Source organism: Paenibacillus amylolyticus, assembly GCF_047302515.1.
Lineage (GTDB): Bacteria > Bacillota > Bacilli > Paenibacillales > Paenibacillaceae > Paenibacillus > Paenibacillus amylolyticus_G.
On sequence record NZ_CP168019.1, the window covers coordinates 760,784 to 780,206 of the forward strand.

19 protein-coding genes are annotated in these 19,423 nt (G+C 46.6%); 14 read left to right on the top strand and 5 right to left on the bottom strand.

The features are described 5' to 3' along the window. The first annotated feature begins 269 nt into the window (after positions 1–269). Together ACDJ59_RS03365 and ACDJ59_RS03370 are read left to right on the top strand one after the other, a co-directional pair. Positions 270–1,619 (top strand): AbfB domain-containing protein, encoded by a 1,350-nt coding sequence (locus tag ACDJ59_RS03365; RefSeq protein ID WP_413407661.1) that lies wholly within the window; start codon positions 270–272, stop codon positions 1,617–1,619. A 237-nt stretch (positions 1,620–1,856) separates the two neighbouring features. After that, on the top strand, positions 1,857–3,701 hold the full coding sequence (locus tag ACDJ59_RS03370) for an RICIN domain-containing protein (protein WP_413407662.1): 1,845 nt from the start codon (positions 1,857–1,859) through the stop codon (positions 3,699–3,701). A 130-nt stretch (positions 3,702–3,831) separates the two neighbouring features. On the opposite strand, the gene solA is transcribed toward ACDJ59_RS03370, so the two are convergent. Further along, positions 3,832–4,965, bottom strand: a complete 1,134-nt coding sequence (gene solA, locus ACDJ59_RS03375) for an N-methyl-L-tryptophan oxidase (RefSeq protein ID WP_413409706.1) — start codon at positions 4,963–4,965, stop codon at positions 3,832–3,834. Between the two features lie 130 nt (positions 4,966–5,095). Between solA and ACDJ59_RS03380 the strand changes: the two genes are divergently transcribed. The 6 genes from ACDJ59_RS03380 to ACDJ59_RS03405 all read left to right on the top strand — a co-directional run bounded on the left by ACDJ59_RS03380 (position 5,096) and on the right by ACDJ59_RS03405 (position 9,369). Then, positions 5,096–5,653: a GNAT family N-acetyltransferase gene (locus ACDJ59_RS03380; protein WP_076318746.1), complete on the top strand. Its 558-nt coding sequence runs from the start codon at positions 5,096–5,098 to the stop codon at positions 5,651–5,653. A gap of 109 nt (positions 5,654–5,762) precedes the next feature. After that, the gene (locus tag ACDJ59_RS03385; protein ID WP_413407663.1) at positions 5,763–6,518 is read left to right on the top strand and encodes an exodeoxyribonuclease III; all 756 of its coding nucleotides are present in this window, start codon (positions 5,763–5,765) and stop codon (positions 6,516–6,518) included. A 232-nt stretch (positions 6,519–6,750) separates the two neighbouring features. Then, positions 6,751–7,734 carry an alpha/beta hydrolase gene (locus ACDJ59_RS03390; protein WP_413407664.1) on the top strand — a complete coding sequence of 328 codons (984 nt, stop codon included), beginning with the start codon at positions 6,751–6,753 and terminating at the stop codon, positions 7,732–7,734. Between the two features lie 47 nt (positions 7,735–7,781). Beyond that, positions 7,782–7,928 carry a hypothetical protein gene (locus ACDJ59_RS03395; protein WP_413407665.1) on the top strand — a complete coding sequence of 49 codons (147 nt, stop codon included), beginning with the start codon at positions 7,782–7,784 and terminating at the stop codon, positions 7,926–7,928. 22 nt (positions 7,929–7,950) lie between these two features. Then, positions 7,951–8,178 (top strand): hypothetical protein, encoded by a 228-nt coding sequence (locus ACDJ59_RS03400; RefSeq protein ID WP_413407666.1) that lies wholly within the window; start codon positions 7,951–7,953, stop codon positions 8,176–8,178. A gap of 213 nt (positions 8,179–8,391) precedes the next feature. Further along, the gene (locus tag ACDJ59_RS03405) at positions 8,392–9,369 is read left to right on the top strand and encodes a diaminopimelate dehydrogenase (RefSeq protein WP_017687032.1); all 978 of its coding nucleotides are present in this window, start codon (positions 8,392–8,394) and stop codon (positions 9,367–9,369) included. Positions 9,370–9,527: 158 nt separating this feature from the next. Here ACDJ59_RS03405 and ACDJ59_RS03410 read toward each other — a convergent pair whose 3' ends face one another. Beyond that, the gene (locus ACDJ59_RS03410; RefSeq protein WP_413407667.1) at positions 9,528–10,382 is read right to left on the bottom strand and encodes a pentapeptide repeat-containing protein; all 855 of its coding nucleotides are present in this window, start codon (positions 10,380–10,382) and stop codon (positions 9,528–9,530) included. A gap of 155 nt (positions 10,383–10,537) precedes the next feature. Then, positions 10,538–11,923 carry an NADP-specific glutamate dehydrogenase gene (gene gdhA / locus ACDJ59_RS03415; protein ID WP_174806476.1) on the bottom strand — a complete coding sequence of 462 codons (1,386 nt, stop codon included), beginning with the start codon at positions 11,921–11,923 and terminating at the stop codon, positions 10,538–10,540. Between the two features lie 388 nt (positions 11,924–12,311). Between gdhA and ACDJ59_RS03420 the strand changes: the two genes are divergently transcribed. From ACDJ59_RS03420 to ACDJ59_RS03440, 5 genes are all read left to right on the top strand, one after another. Beyond that, entirely contained in the window at positions 12,312–12,785 is a 474-nt protein-coding gene (locus tag ACDJ59_RS03420; protein WP_413407668.1) for a GreA/GreB family elongation factor, read from the top strand. Continuing rightward, positions 12,775–13,281: a cation:proton antiporter regulatory subunit gene (locus tag ACDJ59_RS03425; protein ID WP_036617317.1), complete on the top strand. Its 507-nt coding sequence runs from the start codon at positions 12,775–12,777 to the stop codon at positions 13,279–13,281. The genes ACDJ59_RS03420 and ACDJ59_RS03425 overlap by 11 nt, the downstream gene beginning before the upstream one ends. 3 nt (positions 13,282–13,284) lie before the next feature. Beyond that, complete coding sequence (locus tag ACDJ59_RS03430) at positions 13,285–14,490, top strand: cation:proton antiporter (protein WP_017687037.1); 1,206 nt, start codon at positions 13,285–13,287, stop codon at positions 14,488–14,490. A 343-nt stretch (positions 14,491–14,833) separates the two neighbouring features. Beyond that, positions 14,834–15,550, top strand: coding sequence for an expansin EXLX1 family cellulose-binding protein (locus tag ACDJ59_RS03435; protein ID WP_017687038.1), 717 nt, complete (start codon positions 14,834–14,836; stop codon positions 15,548–15,550). Between the two features lie 109 nt (positions 15,551–15,659). Next, the gene (locus ACDJ59_RS03440; protein WP_413407669.1) at positions 15,660–16,607 is read left to right on the top strand and encodes an alpha/beta hydrolase; all 948 of its coding nucleotides are present in this window, start codon (positions 15,660–15,662) and stop codon (positions 16,605–16,607) included. A 65-nt stretch (positions 16,608–16,672) separates the two neighbouring features. Here the strand turns inward: ACDJ59_RS03440 and ACDJ59_RS03445 are convergent, their stop codons facing one another. After that, on the bottom strand, positions 16,673–17,551 hold the full coding sequence (locus ACDJ59_RS03445) for a PhzF family phenazine biosynthesis protein (protein WP_413407670.1): 879 nt from the start codon (positions 17,549–17,551) through the stop codon (positions 16,673–16,675). A gap of 196 nt (positions 17,552–17,747) precedes the next feature. Between ACDJ59_RS03445 and ACDJ59_RS03450 the strand changes: the two genes are divergently transcribed. Beyond that, entirely contained in the window at positions 17,748–18,674 is a 927-nt protein-coding gene (locus ACDJ59_RS03450; protein WP_413409707.1) for an NADP-dependent oxidoreductase, read from the top strand. Here the strand turns inward: ACDJ59_RS03450 and ACDJ59_RS03455 are convergent. Then, positions 18,658–19,293, bottom strand: coding sequence for a type 1 glutamine amidotransferase family protein (locus tag ACDJ59_RS03455; protein ID WP_413409709.1), 636 nt, complete (start codon positions 19,291–19,293; stop codon positions 18,658–18,660). The two genes, ACDJ59_RS03450 and ACDJ59_RS03455, sit on opposite strands and share 17 nt — an antisense overlap. Positions 19,294–19,423: the final 130 nt, after the last annotated feature.

The window sequence follows — 19,423 nt, forward strand, 5'->3', positions numbered from 1 at the left end:
AATTAGGCTAAGGGAATGGGGGGAACTGTGGTGACCAGGTCGGTACAATTAACTAAGGTAACACTTGTAAGTTTATTAATTGTAACCGTTTACATATATAAAAAAGTGTTCATCCATGATCTGTGAAGGGAGTGATGCTTCATGTAATTGGAATTGGAACAGGTGGTCGTGAGGTGTTGCTCATCAGGGGCAGTCCCAGGTACGCTTTGTCTTTGGTAATACAGTGAGGTATTCCTCTGTTCATCACTTATGGATAAGGAGATGACCCAATGTTGACGAAGAAGGAAGAGGGAATAGGAGGAATAGGAGTAGGAAAGTCCAAAGGTTTCAAGGCCGGAATGATTCTGCTGCTCGGAACATTACTTCTATTAACGATATTATTCCCCAATACAGCCAGAGCAGCGACAAGTGTATATACGATATCCGCCTTTACGAACACAAGTGAGTCCAATATGTACATCTATGAATCATATAATGCGACCCACTATGGTTTGCTAAAAGGGCCAGCCTATACACCTCCGGCCGATCTGATCCGCGATCCCAGCATCATGAAGCACACAGATGGTCTATATTACGTTATTTACACCACGAACTGGTCGGGTAACACCATCGGCATTGCCTCCAGCCCGGATAAGGTAAACTGGACATTTGTCCGTAACATTACATTATCCACACCTACCACAATTGCACACACCTGGGCACCAGAATGGTTCAAAGACAGCAACGGCAGTCTGAACATTATCGTGTCCCTCTCACCAGGCAACTATCAGAATTTCAAACCTTATGTACTCACAGCTTCAGGCAGCAATCTAACATCTACCTCATGGTCTGCACCTACTGAACTGGCAGGCATTGCTCCCAATTATATCGACACTTTTATCGTGAAGACAGGCTCAACCTATCATGCTTTTACCAAAAACGAGACCACCAAATACATTGAATATGCGACATCCACTTCGCTAACGGGTCCATATACCTTTAAAGGCACAGGGGATTGGGCAGGTTGGGGATCTTGGGTGGAAGGACCGGCGCTTGTTCAGCTGGATAATGGTTCATGGCGAATCTACTTTGACGGCTATGCAACACAAAAATATTATTACAGCGACTCTGCTGATAACTTCCAGACTTGGGGTGTCAAACAAGAGATTGCGGGTCTTACCGGACTCGTCCGGCATATGACCGTAATGAAAGAGTCCGGACAACCGGGGGATATCCGCAAGCTGGAGTCATTCAATGTGCCTGGCAGTTTCATTCGTCACTACAACTATCAGGCACGGATTGATGCCAATGTCAGTCCGGCGGAAGATGCACAATTCCGTATCGTTCCCGGGCTGTCGAATGCAACAGGCATTTCGTTTGAGTCCATGAATTATCCGGGTTATTTCCTGCGCAATAATAATGGCAACATCACACTCGTGAAAAATGACGGCAGCACTACATTCCGAAATGACGCCACGTTCAAACGTGTAAACGGACTTGCTAATGCTAGTTGGACATCGTATACCTCGTTTAGTAACCCGAACCTGTACCTGAGACATTATAATAATATGCTGAAACTGGAAGCTGTCGTTACCGCACTCGATAAGTCAGACGCGACCTTCAGAGAGGTTGCACAATAATAGGTGTTTATTTTCTAAGTTAAACTATACATTTACACGATAACGGAGAGGTCAGAAATAACTTGAAGAAGCGAAGCGTGCGCCTAAAAGCTTTCTGAAAGAAAGCTACATCGGAAGCATACGCTATCCCGGGATTTCCCCCTTTTAGAGAATAATTAAAAAAATCTGGGGATAACAGCGATCGGAAAGTTGTTCTGACATCGGAGTGCAAGTGTAAAATGATAAGGAGTGAAGCGGATGAAGTGGTTAAAACGAATGAGCTCGCTGCTGCTGGCAGGAAGTCTGCTAACAGGAAGTTTAGGTGTGGGGACAGAGGTATCTGCGGCGGGAGCCTACACGGCTGTTGCCGATCCATCGAAGCAATATCAGACGATGGAAGGATGGGGGACATCCCTCGCGTGGTGGGGCAAAGTGGTTGGAGAATATTCCAATCGGGATGAGTATGTGGAGAAAATGTTCAACGCAAATACCGGACTTGGGCTGAATATCCTGCGGTACAACATTGGAGGCGGGGATAATCCATCATCCAATATCCTCGAATATCGTAAAGCCGTTCCTGGTTACCAGCCTTCTCCCGGCGTGTATGACTGGAATGCAGATGCAAACCAACGATATATGCTGCAAGCTGCCAGAGCTCAAGGCGTGAATGTCATCGAAGCTTTTGCGAATTCCGCACCTTACTGGATGACCATCAGTGGTAATGTGTCCGGTTCGGCCAATGGTGGGAACAACCTCAAGCCTGATTACTACGATGATTTTGCCGATTACTTAACTGAGGTTGTGAAGCATTTTAGGGATAACTGGGGGATCACATTTGATAGTGTAACTCCGCTGAATGAACCAATCTCGACATGGTGGAAGCAGGGCAATGACCAGGAGGGCATGCACTTTGACCGTGCGGATCAGAACACAATTCTGAGTCAGGTACAAGCTTCGTTGAATGCAAAGGGCCTGTCCACAAAGCTGAGCGCACCGGAAGAATACAGTATCGATGATACCAATGTGTCGTTCAACAGCTATAGCAATGCCGTTAAATCAGCGATAACTCAGATTAACACCCATACGTATGGCGGAAGCGATCGTACTGCTTTGCGCAACACAGCGACGTCTGCGGGCAAACATCTGTGGACCTCGGAATATGGAGACGGAGATGCAAGCGGACTTACGATGTCACGGACCATCCTCAAGGATATTCGCAATATGGGCGCAAGTGGATGGGTGTATTGGCAAGCCGTGGATAGTGCAGAAGGATGGGGATTCTTCAAGAACGTGTTGAACAATACCCAAACGACCAGTTACACCGTGAACCAAAAATATTATGTCATGGGCAATTACAGCAAATTTATTCGTCCTGGGTACAAGATTATCGGCATGAGTGATGCCAATACCCTTGCAGCCTATGATGCAGCTTCCGGCAAAGTTGTGCTGGTTACAACCAATTCGGAATCGACGGATACAACGGTAAACTATGATCTCAGTCGTTTTACTAACACAGGCACGTCTGCTCAAGTATATCGGACCTCTTCAACGGAGAAGTTGCAGCAACTGACCAATATTTCGGTGCAAAACAAAACCTTTACCGCTACGGCCAAGGCCAATTCGGTCACAACCTACGTCATTTCCGGTGCAACTTACAATGGCGGTACAGGATATGAATCCGGGGCCATCTACAAATTAATCAACCGCAACAGTGGACTTGCACTCGATGTTAACGGTGCTTCTTCTACGGGTGGGGCAACAATCATTCAGTGGAATGATAATGGAGCAGCCAACCAGCAGTGGAAGCTAGAGTCCGCAGGTAACGGATATTACAACATCCGCAATGTGGGCAGTGGGCTTTTGCTGGATGTGAATTCGGGTTCTACACAAGGCGGAGCCGCTCTGATTCAGTGGCAGGATAACGGGGGCAATAATCAGCAATGGCTGCCCATTGATGTGGGAGGATATGTGGTACTTGGGAATCGAAACAGTGGCCTGACAGTTGACATCAATCAAGGTTCTCTGACCGCAGGTGCCTCCACGATTCAGTGGGCCGACAATGGCGGAGCCAATCAGCAATGGAGCCTCGTCAAAGTTAATTAGTGTGAGTACGAATGAATTAAACGTTATTACGTGTCCTTTTTTCTTGGGGGTGCAGTGCTCTAAGCAACACTGCACCCTCAAGGAAAGTAGCTATTTTAGACATACATATATTCATCCACCCAGCTGGTACTTAACGAAAACGGGATAGGGCGAACCTGCTAATATCTCGATCCGTGTGCCCCGTTTGCACCAAGTCGGATAGAATCTGCCCAATGGCACTTGCAAACTTGAAGCCATGACCGGAGAAACCGCCTGCGAGCCACACACGTTCATGGGCAGGGTGTCGGTCGATAATAAAATCTTCATCCGAAGTGAATTCATACTTGCACACACTACCACGTTTCAATGCTCCAGCTGCCTGAGGCATATGAAGTTCGAGCAGCCTGCGCAGATCCCCCTCGTCCGTTTCTTCCGTACCAAAAGGAGCCATTGTACTTCCTGGTGTCCACACTTGGCCCGTATCATGACGACCCATCTTCAGACCTGATCCGCCAATGCTTGGAAATCCATAATATGTACCTTCTTTTCCTGCGAGTGTGAATCCGGGGAAATGTGCCTCACCGTACAAAGCTTCTGGTGCATCAAACCATCCAACCGTTTTACGCACTGCCTGAATGGGGAGATCCACGAAAGGTTTTAATGTCTGAAACCAGGCGCCAGCGCTCAGGATGATTTGATTTGCATGGTATGTATCACCACCTGAAGTCTGAACTGCCACGGAATGTGGTCCGTATTGGATATGCTCCACAAGCGTGTGCGTTAACAAGGTGGCACCGTGAGTCTCGGCTGCTTTGCGGAAGGCACGAATACAGGGTTCACTATACAAATAACCCGCATCAGGCTCATACATGCCCTCGTAATGTTCAGGTATTGTAATACCTGGCCAGCGTTTCATCACCTCGGCTGCGTGCAACGTTTCATAACGAATGCCTGCATCATCTGCATGGCTCAATCGGTTGTGGAAGGAATGAATCTCTGGATCAACCACATTTATTACACCGGAAGGAACAAACAGTTGATCGCCAACCGTTTCCTCCAGCTCGTGCCATAACTTCTGTGCAAGTAATGCCATGGCAATATAGTCAGGCCCACCACTGTACACATGGCGCATCAGTCTGCTATCCCCGTGATGACTTCCTTCCGTATGCGGAGGATCAAAGGCATCAATTAATAAAGTTTTGCATCCACTGCGCGATAGATAATATCCTGCACTCATGCCCATGGAGCCGGCTCCAACGATAATAACGTCATATGATTGTGTGATAATAGCACGTCCTCTCCTATGTATCCTTTTCTACAGTAATGCCTTAATAGAACATATTAATAGTAAAAGCTTGATGAAGGCAAGTGTAGTAAAATGGACTTTACAATGAATGTTGCAAAGGAGACCTCGCATGAGTGAGCAATTTAGGTTTGATCTATTTCCATTAATTCAGACAGAACGATTCATCCTCCGGTCAGCCGAGGCTGGAGACAGCCATGATCTGCTCGCGTTATATTCCGATGAAGCTGTGGTTCAATATATGCCATTCACTCCCTTTGAATCCGTGGAGGATGCACAGGGTGAGATGAATTGGTATACGAAGATTTTCAAAGAACACACGGGTTTACGCTGGATGATTGAAGACCGTGAAACTCGTAAAGTGATCGGAACCTGTGGGTTCCTGAACTATGAAGATGTACATAACCGTGCAGAGATTGGATACGATTTGCGTTCCTCTTTCTGGGGCCGCGGTGTTATGACTGAAGTAGCCCGTGCTGTGTTACATTTTGGATTCACAAGCATGCAGCTCAACAAGATCGAAGCAAAGGTTGAACCGGAGAACGAGGCGTCAATTCGCCTGTTACATAAACTTGATTTTCAACAGGAAGGTGTACTGCGGCAGCATGAGTTTGAGAAAGGCAGATATATTGACCTTGCGGTGTTCTCTAAGTTACGAAGCGAAATATAGGCAACCTAGCCCACAAGGATTCCAATGACTCCATCTCATTCCAGAGCCGTAAGGCTTGTCCCTCTGAATGAGCCCGTGCTATATTGGAGAGATGTGAGGAGATGAGGATATGAAGCTGGTGTCCTGGAATGTGAATGGCTTAAGGGCATGTGTGACCAAAGGATTCATGGATTATTATCAGGAGAGTCAGGCGGATATTTTCTGCCTTCAGGAGACCAAATTACAAGCCGGACAGATTGAGATGGACCTGGGGGAAGATGTTTATCAATATTGGAATTATGCGATCAAAAAAGGTTATTCCGGTACGGCTGTATTTAGCCGAATCAAGCCTTTATCCGTTCGTTACGGGATGGAGGAGGTTAGTGAGCCGGAAGGCCGGATGATTACACTGGAGTATGATGAGTTTTATCTGGTGAACGTCTATACCCCTAATGCGAAGCGGGATCTGACCCGGCTGCCTTACCGTCTGGAATGGGAGGATCGATTCCGGGGCTACATTCTGCAATTGGAGCAGACTAAGCCGGTTATCGTCTGTGGTGACTTGAATGTGGCTCATCAGGAGATTGACCTGAAGAATCCGAAACCCAATCTGGGCAATTCCGGATTTACCCTTGAAGAGCGCGGCAAGATGACCGATTTGCTTGCTTCCGGGTATGTGGACAGCTTCCGCCATCTCTATCCAGATCGTACAGATGTATACAGCTGGTGGTCTTATATGCCCAAGGTTAGAGAACGGAACGTGGGCTGGCGCATTGATTATTTTCTCGTATCCAATCAATTGGCACCTAAGGTGGCAGATGCGCATATCGACTGCCATGTGATGGGCAGTGATCATTGCCCGGTGGGTCTTACTTTGCAACTATAGGTAAGGTTCATCGTGAGATAGATTGAGGTAAGAGTTTTAGAATACAAGTATAGATGAACTGCAAGTTTCCTGAATGGGAGATTTGCAGTTTTTTTGCGTCACAGGTAGGGGAGGGACACTGGACTTTGGTTGGGGAAAGAACTGGACTCGGGATTGTTTCAATCCCGCTATTTCTTGGGTACGATTGAAGCATACATATATAGATGAACCTTTGGGATAAGGGGTAGAGAAGATGAAGAAGGGGTTACGGAGAGGGTTAAAAGTGCTGGGAGGCATCATGCTTGCCACAGGACTTTTGCTGCTGGCAGGTACAGCGTATGAAGCGTATCAATCCACGCAGGATATGAAGTCCTATCCCCCGCCAGGCAAGTATTATGAAGTGAGTGGTCGCAATATGCACCTCTACACCGCTGGCAAAGGAGAGGTAACCGTGGTGTTTGCCTCAGGCTGGGGTACGCCCAATCCGTATGTGGATTTCAGTCCGCTATATGACAAGTTGAAATCACAGGTGAAAATTGCGGTATATGATCGGTTCGGATACGGATACAGCGACTATACGGATGACCCTCGTGATGTTGATACCATCTCGGAAGAGATCCACCAATTGCTGCGAACATCCGGTCAACGTCCACCTTACATCATGGTCGGTCACTCCCTGGGTGCGCTGGAGACACTGCGGTTTGCGCAAAGGTATCCTGATGAAGTGGCTGGCATGGTTATGATCGATGGCGGAAGCCCGGAGTATTACAGTCGTACGGACTTGAATACACCAGAATGGATGATGGATTGGTCCCGTTTTCTGGTGAAAACAGGCATCGCACGAACATTGCTGCAATCGGATCGCATGATGGCATCTCTGGTCATTGACCCAAATCTGGTAACGGAACCGATGAAAAAAGCCGTCACGATATCCACGCTGAGACATGCGTACAATGACAATGTCATGGAAGAGGTTCGGAATTCCAGAACAAATGCAGCGTGTGTGCTTGAGAACAAAACGAAGTTTGGCTTCCCCCTGACGATCCTCACAGCCGGTTCGGAGGAGTCGGATGAGGACAGTCATGCATGGCAGGACGACCAAGCGAATTTTGCTTCATGGTCAAGACACGGAACACAGCTGACGGTTCCACAAGCGACACACAGTATCCACAACAGTCAACCGGATATTGTCGCCGCCGAGATCATGAAATTAGTGACACCGTCCAGTGACCTATGAGTAACATGATTCCACAAACACATGATGAACAGGAGGAGGAGGGATGGATGAAAAAGTTTAAAGTAATCACCCGCTTCCTGTCCATTCTTGTAGCCAGTTGTCTATTGTCTCTAAGTGTATTATCTGTATCTGTCATATGGGTTAAGAATAACGTTCATGACGTGCCTGTAATCCAGTCGTTTGAACGTGATTAGCACATAAAACGAAGAAGAATGAGTGGTAACGGATGGTGAAGAGAAGGAATTATGTATTGGTCTGTGCGGCACTGGCGATGATGGTGTCCTTGCCAAAAAGTTGACGGATGCAGGTCAGACGATCGATGACAAAAATATTATCATTCAGGGAACCGATCCGGAGACGAAGGATGTCTGGTCCTTGATTGGAGGAACATTGGCGGGACAGGAAGGCGTCATTGAACTGACGTTGACCTGGACAGAATCATAAGCAGAAGATAAGGGCTACTTTTCTTTCCTGCTTTTTTTTCTTCCTAAAATAACGAATGAACGCCATAATACCTTGCATACGGAGCCGCATTATTGCTGCACCGCTGCAAGGGATTTTTATTTCGAACTGGAAACCTGACAGGTTACATGTTATGTTATATCATTATAAACAGAGTAATAGACAACTATAGAAGAAGACAGGAGAGGATTGAACATGATTAGAGTGGGTATTGTTGGTTACGGTAACTTGGGTAAAGGTGTAGAGAAAGCCATTTCCCAGAACGAGGATATGGAACTGATTGCTGTGTTTACACGTCGTAATCCGGAGCAGATGGTCGCTGAAAGCACAGAAGTACGTTTTGAGCATATCTCTGCAGCGGAGCAATACATAGGCAAGGTTGATGTTATGATCCTCTGTGGCGGTTCTGCAACCGACCTTCCAGAGCAAACACCAGCCATCGCCAAGTTGTTCAATACGGTAGATAGCTTCGATACACATGCGAAAATTCCTGAATTCTACAAAGAAGTTAATGCTGCGGCAGAGCAAGGCGGTCACGTAAGTGTCATTTCCACAGGTTGGGACCCAGGCTTGTTCTCCATGAACCGTCTGCTTGCACAGTCCATCCTGCCAGAAGGAAAAGAGTACACGTTCTGGGGCAAAGGTGTGAGCCAAGGCCACTCGGATGCTATTCGTCGTGTTCCAGGCGTTAAGGCGGGTGTACAGTATACTGTACCTGTTGAAGAGGTAATAAACCGTATTCGTGCAGGGGAGACACCAGAGCTGTCTACACGCGAGAAACATCTGCGTCAATGTTATGTGGTAGCAGAAGATGGTGCTAATCAGGATGAGATCCGTGAGACGATTGTGTCGATGCCAAACTATTTTGCAGATTACGATACAACTGTAACGTTCATTAGCGAAGAAGAATTGAAATCCGAGCATGAAGGTATGCCGCATGGTGGATTTGTAATTCGCAGTGGGGTTACAGGTGCAGGTCAAAAGCAAATTATTGAATTTGGTCTGAAACTCGACAGCAATCCTGAATTTACAGCAAGCGTGCTTGTAGCGTATGCAAGAGCCGCACAACGTTTGAGCGTGGAAGGACATAAGGGAGCGAAAACAGTATTTGATATTCCGCTTGGTCACTTGTCTCCAAAATCGGCTGAAGATCTCCGCCGCGACTTGTTATAATTCTGATTCGTTCCAGTGATTTTATAGAAACAGCTCGTCCTTGGATGTATAGGACGAGCTGTTTTTTTGCTGTTGCTGTATACGATTCACACATTCATATGAATTGGCAGGTACTATATTGCCTGTATCCCTGCTTATGCTCTTGCGGAAATGGCATCCTACACCCAGTGTGAGGGAATGTTAAGATGGTCCGGCAACTTGGTATTCACATTACCTTTGGCTGCATTAATCTGGGATTGCGTCAGGAAGATGCCACCTCTCAGGTCTGCATCGCCCAGATCCGTATCCCGCAAGTCCGCGCCAATCCAATCCGCATTTCTTGTGTCTGCATTTCGGAGATCGGCTGCGATCATTAAAGCCCCTCGGAAGCTTGCGCCCCGCAGGTCAGTCCCTTTTAAATTGGCACCAAAAAAGTCACTTCCGGTACGTTTTTTACTCTTCTTCGACTTCCCTTGTCCATGAGCGGTGGGTGGCACATTCGCGCGTACCATCTCACTTGCCTGGACCAAGAGTTGATTCACACTGGACCGATAATTGGCGATGTCCAGACGGAGAAGGGCCGCAGGCTCCAGATTGCTCAAGCGCTCAACCTCCTCATATAACTCACCAAATGCCGAGTGAAGGGATGACGTCTCCGGTCTCATCATCATTTCCTTCATATAACTGAGCAACTCGTGAAGTTGTCGCAAGGCAGGCAGACAATCGAACATCTCGTTTGCAGTCTCTGGATGATCACGCCAATCTTTGCCCGCGTAGGTCACTTGGGACAGCTTCTGTCCAGCTCCGAAACAGTCGTATACCGTGCAACCTTTGAACCCTTTCTGCCGAAGCTGGGTATGGATACCGCAGCGATTGTCCGTGCGCAGATTGGGACAGGGTGTGCCGCTGGCTTTATCAAAAGCAAAGTCAGATGACTTGCCATAGGGCAAGGCAACACAGCACAGGCCAAAACATTGCTCACAGTCTGCGCTAAGATGAGGACTCGCAGTGCTGGCAAATGGTTGGTTAGACAATGTAAACACTTCCTTATAATAGTACAAATAGATGGAATTACGTCAGTACCACTTTACCATTGCCTTGCGATTAGAGCAATTGAAGACAAGGAAAAAAGGGCAGTTACCCAAATTGATGGGAACGCCCTTTGATCGTGGAGAATCACGTATTTAAATTAAACTACACCTTGAGCGATCATGGAGTCCGCTACCTTGAGGAAACCGGCGATATTCGCTCCGGCTACGAGGTTGCCTTCACAGCCATACTCTTCAGCAGCTTCTACACAGCTGGTGTAGATGTTCTTCATGATGTCATGCAGCTTGGCGTCTACTTCTTCAAATGACCAGGACAACCGCATGCTGTTCTGTGACATTTCAAGAGCAGACACGGCTACACCGCCGGCATTAGCTGCTTTGGCTGGACCGAACAGCACGCCTGCACCGTGGAAGACGTCAATGGCAGCCAGGGTGGAAGGCATATTCGCGCCTTCGCCAATGGCCTTCACGCCACCTTTGATTAGAAGGGCCGCAGCTTCTTCATCGATCTCATTTTGCGTTGCACATGGAAGAGCAATATCACAAGGGATAGACCAGATGCCTTCACAGCCTTCGGTATATGTAGCATGCGGGTGTTCTTTGATGTATTCGCTGATGCGAAGACGATCAACCTCTTTCAGACGTTTCACGGTATCCAGGTTGATGCCTTGTGGATCGTGTATATAGCCACCTGAGTCACTACACGCCACGACTGTAGCTCCAAGCTCCTGTGCCTTCTGAATGGCATAGATGGACACATTACCAGAGCCAGAGACAACGACTGTGCTGTCTTGGAAGCTGAGCCCCTTGGATTGCAGCATCTCCTTCACGAAATACACACAGCCGAAGCCAGTCGCTTCCTTACGTGCCAAGCTTCCTCCGTACAGCAGTCCTTTACCTGTCAAAACGCCTGCCTCATGCCCGCCATGGATACGTTTGTATTGGCCGAACATGTAACCGATTTCCCTTGCGCCTACACCAATGTCACCTGCCGGTACATCCGTATCGGAACCGATATATTTGTACAGCTCTGTCATGAAGCTTTGCGTGAAACGCATGACTTCCAGATCCGATTTTCCTTTGGGATCGAAGTCAGAACCGCCTTTACCACCGCCAATGGGCAGACCGGTCAAAGCATTTTTGAAGATCTGTTCGAAGCCAAGGAACTTGATGATGCCCGAGTATACAGAAGGATGGAAGCGAAGTCCGCCTTTGTAAGGGCCAATGGCACTGTTGAATTGCACCCGGAATCCACGGTTAACCTGAACTTTGCCCTGATCATCTACCCATGGGACCCGGAATGTGATTACACGTTCGGGTTCAACAAGCTGTTCCAACAGACTATGGTTCTTATACTTGGGGTGTGCTTCAATAACAGGAATAAGGGAATCCAGAATTTCTTTGACAGCCTGATGGAACTCGTCTTCGTGCGGATTTCTGGCGACAACCGACTCATAAACGGAATGAACATATTCTGCGGCAGTAACTTGAACGGACTCTGTAGTTTCTTTTGTTATCGTGGACACTTTTTCGATGCACTCCTTTATTGTGTTAAAGTCTGTAGAGGCTTATTTGCATAAATTGAATAAAAGTTTGTAGTTAAATATACAGGAAAGCAAATAAAAATACGAGATGAAAATTCATAAAATGTTTTTTATGCAGTAATTAAAATGTTCTATGGATCTATCATATGATGTGAAGAATTAAGTTATTAAATGGAAGATATGACCACAAATGATAATAAAAAAGCAAGTTAGACGAATATACTGGATTAAAATATTAGTTTTGGTAAGATGGTAAGAAGGTCTCGTATCCCGGGGTCTTTTTAAAATAAAAAGGAGGAAAACAAGATGATGAAGAGAAACATGCCAATCAACATGGAGAACAAGGCTTGTATAGGGGGTGAAATCTATTATGAACCATAGGACTTCCCGCCATAATTGCAGAGAGAAGCTGGTGAGCCAGCTATTTACATTCGGTGAAGAGAAAAGAACATTTCTCGACGCCTATTTCGACGCGCGTGATCCAGAGCGGATACAATTGGAAAAACAATTGTCCGCATATACAGAGTATGTGGAAAAACTGCTCCTGGGCCCGGATGAAGATCTGGACTCGGCGGTATTGATCGGTAGTCATATTGATTTTGAATATATCGATTTTCATACATCAGATTCGTTCATGATTGTCATGCCAGAGGATACCAATCCTGATGAGGGGCGTATTTCCTTCCTCTCTCCAGTAGGGAGTCAATTACTGCTTGGCAGTGTAGGGGAAATTAGGTCTGTTCATACACCATCAGGTTCCATGAGAATACGCATTACGGGGATTGAGCTGAGGAGCGAAACCTTGAACGAGCCGGCCCTAGGGGGTGCAGATCATGCACTTTAAAGAGACGGACTTACCAGGGATTGGACGTAAATACTGGCTGCATACCCGTAGTGGTGAGCATTTGGTCATTGTGATTCATAACGACGAGCGACGTGACCTGTTCCATATGGAGTCAGGGGATACACCTGAAGAGGTGGGTGATATGGTATCTCTTGTCACCCTGGACGATGATGAAGCCCGGGCGGTAGCCGCTATTGTTGGTGGTATGACCTATAAACCGAAGTTTCAGGATGAGCGTGAAGTGATGCTTGAAGGGCTGTTAATCGAATGGCTACGGATTGAGCCTCACGCCGCAAGCGTAGGCATGACGATTGGTGAACTAGATATCCGTCAGGCCACGGGCGCCGTAATTCTCGCTGTTGTGACTAAGGATAAGGAGAAGCATTTTAATCCAGGCCCGGATTATGCTTTTACCGCTGGAGCTACAATTGTAGTTGCCGGTGAACGGAATCAGATCAAACATCTCAAACAATTGTTGACTGATGGACGGACTTAGCCTATGGATATGCTCATATTCGAAGTGGGAATTGCCGTTGCGCTGATTACACTTACTGGGCTGATATCTTCACGATTACGATTTTCGGTCATTCCTTTCTATATCCTGATTGGTATGGCTGTTGGACCACATGCACCACAGATTGGCATAGTGGATTTACGTTTTATCGAAAGTTCGACCTTTATTGAATTTATGGGCAGGCTTGGCATTTTGTTTCTGCTATTTTATCTGGGTTTGGAGTTCTCGGTCTCCCGGTTATTAAAGTCTGGCAAAGCCATTCTGACCGGGGGCATGTTCTATGTGGGCCTGAATTTTGTCTCTGGATTGCTGTTGGGGTGGTTCATGGATCTGCCCCTTCAGGAGACACTTGTTGTCTGCGGGATCATGACCAGCTCTTCTACAGCGATTGTAGCTAAAGTGCTCGTTGATCTGAAACGCACGGCAAACCCTGAAACAGAGATTATTATGGGCATGATCATGTTTGATGACTTGTTCATCGCGATTCATATCTCTATCCTGACTGGGCTTGTGCTCAGCGGGGCAACTTCATTCTTAAGTGTTCTGCTGGTATCGCTGTCTGCCCTGCTGTTTATTGTGCTGTTCCTGATTATTGGCAGGAAAAGCATCAAATATATTGATAAGGCACTGAATATTAAGTCATCAGAGTTGTTTCTGCTTACCGTAATGACACTGCTCTTCCTGGTGGCTGGTTTCTCGGAGACACTGCATGTAGCAGAAGCCATTGGAGCATTGATGATGGGGCTTGTGTTGGGCGAATCAAGACATGTGAGTCGGATTGAACATCAGATCATGCCTTTCAAAGATTTTTTTGGTGCAATTTTCTTCTTCAGTTTTGGCCTGACCATCGAGCCGGCTTCACTTGGCGGAGCTGTTGGGATGACGATTATTGCCGTTATTCTGACGATTGCCAGTAACTATGGTGCAGGTATGATCGCTGGCAGATTGGCTGGAATGAGCCCTAAGGCCTCATTGAATGTGGGCTTTACCCTGGTCTCGCGGGGCGAATTCTCCATTATCATGGCGAATATCGGCAAGGCCGGAGGGCTGATGGCATCCATCCAATCCTTTGCCGTGTTGTATGTGTTAATTCTGGCTGTGCTGGGGCCTATACTGACAAAAGAATCTCCGCGGATCTATGCTCAGTATGCGCGGCTAAGGAAGCGGATGAAACGAAGGGAAACGGGTTGAGTCAAATGCTGGCCGTCCTTGGACAGACCGGGTATTCTGACCGTAGTGTTTAATAGGCGCCACACCATTTGGAGAGCGAAATTACTCCAGGGTGTGGCGTTTTTTTATTACTGGGAACCCATCCAATACAGCCTTGTTATTATACCTATTTCACCAAATTATGGTATGTATCCATATCTTGTGCGTGGTCGTGAATGTTTAAGTCTAGAGGCAGGACTATAGATGTGATTTAGTATAGAGGGATTGAAAATAAGAAGTTATTATGTAAAATAATGTTATATTCAAATCTAGCAGACTTATGTTTCAGTGTAACAGAAGGTAGAATGACGAGGAGGAATAGCTCATGAACAAGAAAAGTAGATTTCAACGGTTAAAATGGGCCGGTACAGGGATGTTGCTCAGTCTCGTATTATTTGCTCTGCCTGCATCTGCCGCATGGAATGATACATATCAGGGTTACGCGACGTATACTGGCTCAGGTTACTCGGGAGGTGCGGTGTTGCTTGATCCCATTCCGGCGGACATGAAGATTACTGCACTTAATCCGTTCCAACTCAATTATAACGGTGTCAAAGCCGCTTTAGCGGGAGCCTATCTCGAGGTGCAGGGTCCTAAAGGCAAAACAACCGTCTATGTAACAGACCTCTATCCAGAAGGCGCCAGCGGAGCGCTGGATCTCTCACCGAATGCCTTTAACCTGATCGGTGACCCAAAGGCTGGCAAAATCAATATCAGTTGGAAAGTGGTCAAAGCCCCAATTCAAGGCAACGTCTCCTATCGGATCAAGGAAGGCAGCAGTCAGTGGTGGGCAGCCATTCAGGTTCGTAATCACAAATATCCGGTGCTGAAGTTCGAAGTGAAACAGAAGGATGGTACGTGGCTCAATCTTGAAAAGCAAGACTATAATCATTTCCTCGGAACTGGACTGGGCAAAGAAAAACTAAACGTTCGTATTACTGATATTCGCGGTCAGGTATTAAATGACACGATCCCGGCTCTGCCTAATGATGGGTCAGGTGGTGCATATATTGTACCGGGCAATGTGCAGTTTCCCGATTGACAGATATACGAAGGTGTTATAAAAAGAAGTATGGTCATAGACGTATTCTTAACGAAAAGTCGTACACTGTACGGCTTTTTTTGTATACGAAAAGAGGAGAATATACCGTATGAAAAAAAGTTTGCCTTCATATCAGACAACACATCCCTATTGGAAACAGTATCAGGCCTTTTTCCCGGAAGAAGTGAGGTTAGGGGAGAATACAGTTCCTGAGGAAGAATGGTGGGAGTCAAATGGGGTTCATCTGCATATCGATCGCTTGCCTGCGTCGGAGTCTTCAATCAAAATTCTGTTCATTCATGGTGCGGGAGGCAATGGCAGGTTGCTCGCTCCGTATGCCCGCATGTTGCAGCGACATGGATACGAGGTGGTATCGCCAGATCTTCCGCCATATGGGTTAAGTTACGCAATGTCTGGTACAAGTATTAACTACGAACTATGGATAGAGCTACTTGTGTCACTCATCGAACGGGAATACAAGAATGACGGCAAGCCAATCGTTGTATTGGGAAGTAGCATCGGAGGTATGCTTGCCTATCACACCAGTGCACGCAGCAAGCGTGTTAAGGGTTTGATCGCAACTACATTTGTAGATACGAGTAATCAGGAAATGCGTGACCAACTTGCGCCGAATCGTCTGGTGAGTCGGGCGGGAAAACGGATGATGGATCTGTTCCCTGGTCTGCTGGATCATGTACGTATTTCGGTCAAACAGGTATCCCGAATGCAACTGATTACTAATAACAAGGACTTAACCCGGCTTATTATGGATGATCCACAAGCGGCAGCTACACGTATTCCGTTGGAATTATTAAGAACATTCCTTAATAAAGAACCGGAGGTAAGCCCGGAACAGTTCAGCCAGTGCCCGGTCCTGTTGGTTCATCCTGAACTGGACCCCATGACACCGATCAGGTTCAGCCAATCTTTTTTTGATCGTCTGATGGTGGACAAGGAATGTGTGATCTTGGAAGGGGCAGGCCATTTTCCTATAGAGCAGCCAGGGCTGGACCAGTTGGAGGTAGCGGTACTACGATTTTTACAACAAATTCAATGATTTAAGGTCATGATATTGCTTCAAGTACATAATTCTCATATTCGTAGTACGGACAACACCTCCCATTAAGGGAGGTGTATTTGAATGTTTTCGATATGAATTGCACTACCGCCAACCTGAATCTGTGTGATTTCATTAGAGCTGTCCAGCGTTAATCTGGCTCGGATCTCGGAGGGGCGGTTCATGGTATACCCTTGTCTGATCGTGTACGTGTGAAGATGAGGATCTGTGAGTTGGTTGTACTGGGATAAATAACAGAGCATGGCACCATTGGATGTGCCCGTCGCGCTCTCTTCCGGTATATCATAAAGCGGTGCAAAATTACGGCATTCTGCGAGAACGTCCATTACATCTGATTCGAGTGTAAACACGTGATAACCTATGGCATGATGAGCCTTGCTTATTTCAGTGATACGCTGGAAGTCAGGATCGATTTTGGTCAGAACATCAACATCTTTAACAGCTATCATGATATCGGGTAGCCCGGTAGACACAATCTGCACAGGTAGCTCGTAATGCAAATCCTCCATAGAAATACGTAACGAATCGGCAATCTGCTGTCGATCCACGATCTCCCCAAACTCCGGCAACGTCTGAGACAGATAGACTTCTCCATTGACTTCGATATCAACTTTAAGAATTCCGGCCAGTGTCTCCAGTGTATATATACCAACATTAACGAGATGTTGTGTCTTCATTAGATAAAATAAAGCAATGGTGGCATGTCCACATAGATCGACTTGATCACTTGGGGTGAAATAACGCACTTTGAAATTAGCCTGATCCGACGGCATAACAAATGCAGTCTCTGAAAAACCGACTTGTCTGGCAATCTCCTGCATCTGGGATTCAGACAGATGCGCTGCTTGTAAAACAACACCTGCGGGGTTTCCGCCTTGAGCCTTGTCCGAAAATGCATGTAATGTATTTACTTCTACTTCCATCGTGTTACCTCGCTTGTTCAGTTATTGGGTTAAGATTTAACGTAATCGATAATCGACATTATATCACGATTGTTGAACGGGCATGTGAGCCCCAGATTGCTGTGAATTTTGAATGAATAGGTCAAGTGATCGCCGGGAAAGGGTAATGAAGGGAGAGAGAGTATAACAATAATCAATGGAAAGGCTGGGATTTCTAATGAAAGCAATTGTGATTGAGGAATTTGGTGGAGCGGAACAATTGAAGGAACAAGAAGTAGCCAAGCCAGCATGTGGAGTGAATCAGGTATTAATTCGAACACATGCCACGTCGGTGAATCCGGTCGACTTCAAAATCAGACAAGGTTATATGAAAGAAGCAGCGGAGAATTTTCCGTTGATTCTGGGCGGCGATGTTGCCGGTATTGTGGCTGAAGCAGGCTCAAATGTCACGAGGTTCAGAGAAGGTGATCGGGTATTTGCGCGTCCGCGTCAATTCGGAACCTATGCAGAATATGTTGCTGTTGATGCGGATATTATTGCCCGTATACCGGAGCAACTGAGTTTCGAGGAAGCAGCAGCGATCCCGCTGGCGGCGATGACGGCTTGGCAGGCCCTTGTGGATCACGGACGTTTAGGTAAAGGGCAGAAGGTACTCATTCATGCTGGTGCAGGTGGTGTGGGAACGTATGCCATTCAAATCGCCAAGTCCCTCGGCGCTGAAGTGGCTTCCACGGCGAGTGAATCAAACGAAGCGTTGCTTCGCTCGTTGGGTGTGGATCATTTTATCAACTATAAAAAAGAAGATTTCTCGGAGATTCTCTCCGGTTATGATGTTGTACTGGACACCATGGGCGGTGATATTCAGCGCAATAGCTTCAAGGTGTTAAAGTCTGGCGGGCATCTGGTATCCTTAGTGGAACAACCGGATGAGAAGCTTGCCAAGGAAGCCGGAGTAACGGCCAACGTCTTCATGATGGAGCCCAAAGGGGATCAACTGGATCAGCTGGCTGAACTGGCTGCGGAAGGCAAGCTCAAATCGATTATTGATGGAACGTACCCGCTAACTCAACAGGGAGTACGGGAAGCACATGAGAAGAGTGAAACCCATCATACTCGCGGGAAACTGGTTATTCAGGTGCAATAGAATTCATTAACTGGTAGAAGTATTTGGACTCATGAGTCTGATACAGATTGAACCAGGCCTGTAATGTTTCTGGTGCAAAGACATTCAACAGCTTCAACACATGCATCGTAAATTCTAACGGAGCTATTCCAGATGCAGTAACTAGATTTCCGTCGGTTACTGCAGGCTCCGTTACATAATATGTTTCTCCAGTATAATCTGGGCATATCATCTTCAGGTATTCTAAATCATTGCTTGTATGTTGTCTGGAATCCAGTATCCCTATTTTTGCAAGTGCAACTGTCGCACCGCAAATCGCCGCAATAACCGTACCCTCTTCTATAGAGGCAGCAACTTTTTTCAATAGGGGATCATGGATGGTGTCCATCCACGTGTTTCCTCCTGGAAGAATGATGACGTCGTCACCTTTCAATGTACATTCATCAATAGAAATATGAGGAAGGATGTTCAATCCGCCCATGGTAGTTACCGGATGTTTATCCACGCCTACGGTTACGACCTGTAAAGGCTTGATCTCTTTCCTGAAATACCTTCCCGAGTTCAATTCAGCAGTTAGATATCCTACCTCCCAGTCTGCCATCGTATCAAATACATATAGATATACGTTCTTCGTTTGCATCATACATGCTCCTTTTGTTTTCATGATTGAATGGAATACTCTTGTATTATAAATTAACTTCACTGACATCTACGGTCAGTGAAGTTTTTAAAATTGAAAATTAACAGCCCTAAGAACCAATATAGGGACT

Bases quoted from the DNA above. Each gene is read 5' to 3' on its own strand.
- ACDJ59_RS03380 (WP_076318746.1), top strand. From the start codon at position 5,096: ATGAGTGAGCAATTTAGGTTTGATCTATTTCCATTAATTCAGACAGAA.
- ACDJ59_RS03430 (WP_017687037.1), top strand. From the start codon at position 13,285: ATGGATATGCTCATATTCGAAGTGGGAATTGCCGTTGCGCTGATTACA.
- ACDJ59_RS03395 (WP_413407665.1), top strand. From the start codon at position 7,782: ATGAAAAAGTTTAAAGTAATCACCCGCTTCCTGTCCATTCTTGTAGCC.
- ACDJ59_RS03450 (WP_413409707.1), top strand. From the start codon at position 17,748: ATGAAAGCAATTGTGATTGAGGAATTTGGTGGAGCGGAACAATTGAAG.
- ACDJ59_RS03365 (WP_413407661.1), top strand. From the start codon at position 270: ATGTTGACGAAGAAGGAAGAGGGAATAGGAGGAATAGGAGTAGGAAAG.
- ACDJ59_RS03385 (WP_413407663.1), top strand. From the start codon at position 5,763: ATGAAGCTGGTGTCCTGGAATGTGAATGGCTTAAGGGCATGTGTGACC.
- ACDJ59_RS03455 (WP_413409709.1), bottom strand. From the start codon at position 19,293: ATGCAAACGAAGAACGTATATCTATATGTATTTGATACGATGGCAGAC.
- ACDJ59_RS03425 (WP_036617317.1), top strand. From the start codon at position 12,775: ATGCACTTTAAAGAGACGGACTTACCAGGGATTGGACGTAAATACTGG.
- ACDJ59_RS03370 (WP_413407662.1), top strand. From the start codon at position 1,857: ATGAAGTGGTTAAAACGAATGAGCTCGCTGCTGCTGGCAGGAAGTCTG.
- ACDJ59_RS03435 (WP_017687038.1), top strand. From the start codon at position 14,834: ATGAACAAGAAAAGTAGATTTCAACGGTTAAAATGGGCCGGTACAGGG.
- ACDJ59_RS03420 (WP_413407668.1), top strand. From the start codon at position 12,312: ATGAACCATAGGACTTCCCGCCATAATTGCAGAGAGAAGCTGGTGAGC.
- ACDJ59_RS03440 (WP_413407669.1), top strand. From the start codon at position 15,660: ATGAAAAAAAGTTTGCCTTCATATCAGACAACACATCCCTATTGGAAA.
- ACDJ59_RS03405 (WP_017687032.1), top strand. From the start codon at position 8,392: ATGATTAGAGTGGGTATTGTTGGTTACGGTAACTTGGGTAAAGGTGTA.
- ACDJ59_RS03390 (WP_413407664.1), top strand. From the start codon at position 6,751: ATGAAGAAGGGGTTACGGAGAGGGTTAAAAGTGCTGGGAGGCATCATG.
- ACDJ59_RS03445 (WP_413407670.1), bottom strand. From the start codon at position 17,551: ATGGAAGTAGAAGTAAATACATTACATGCATTTTCGGACAAGGCTCAA.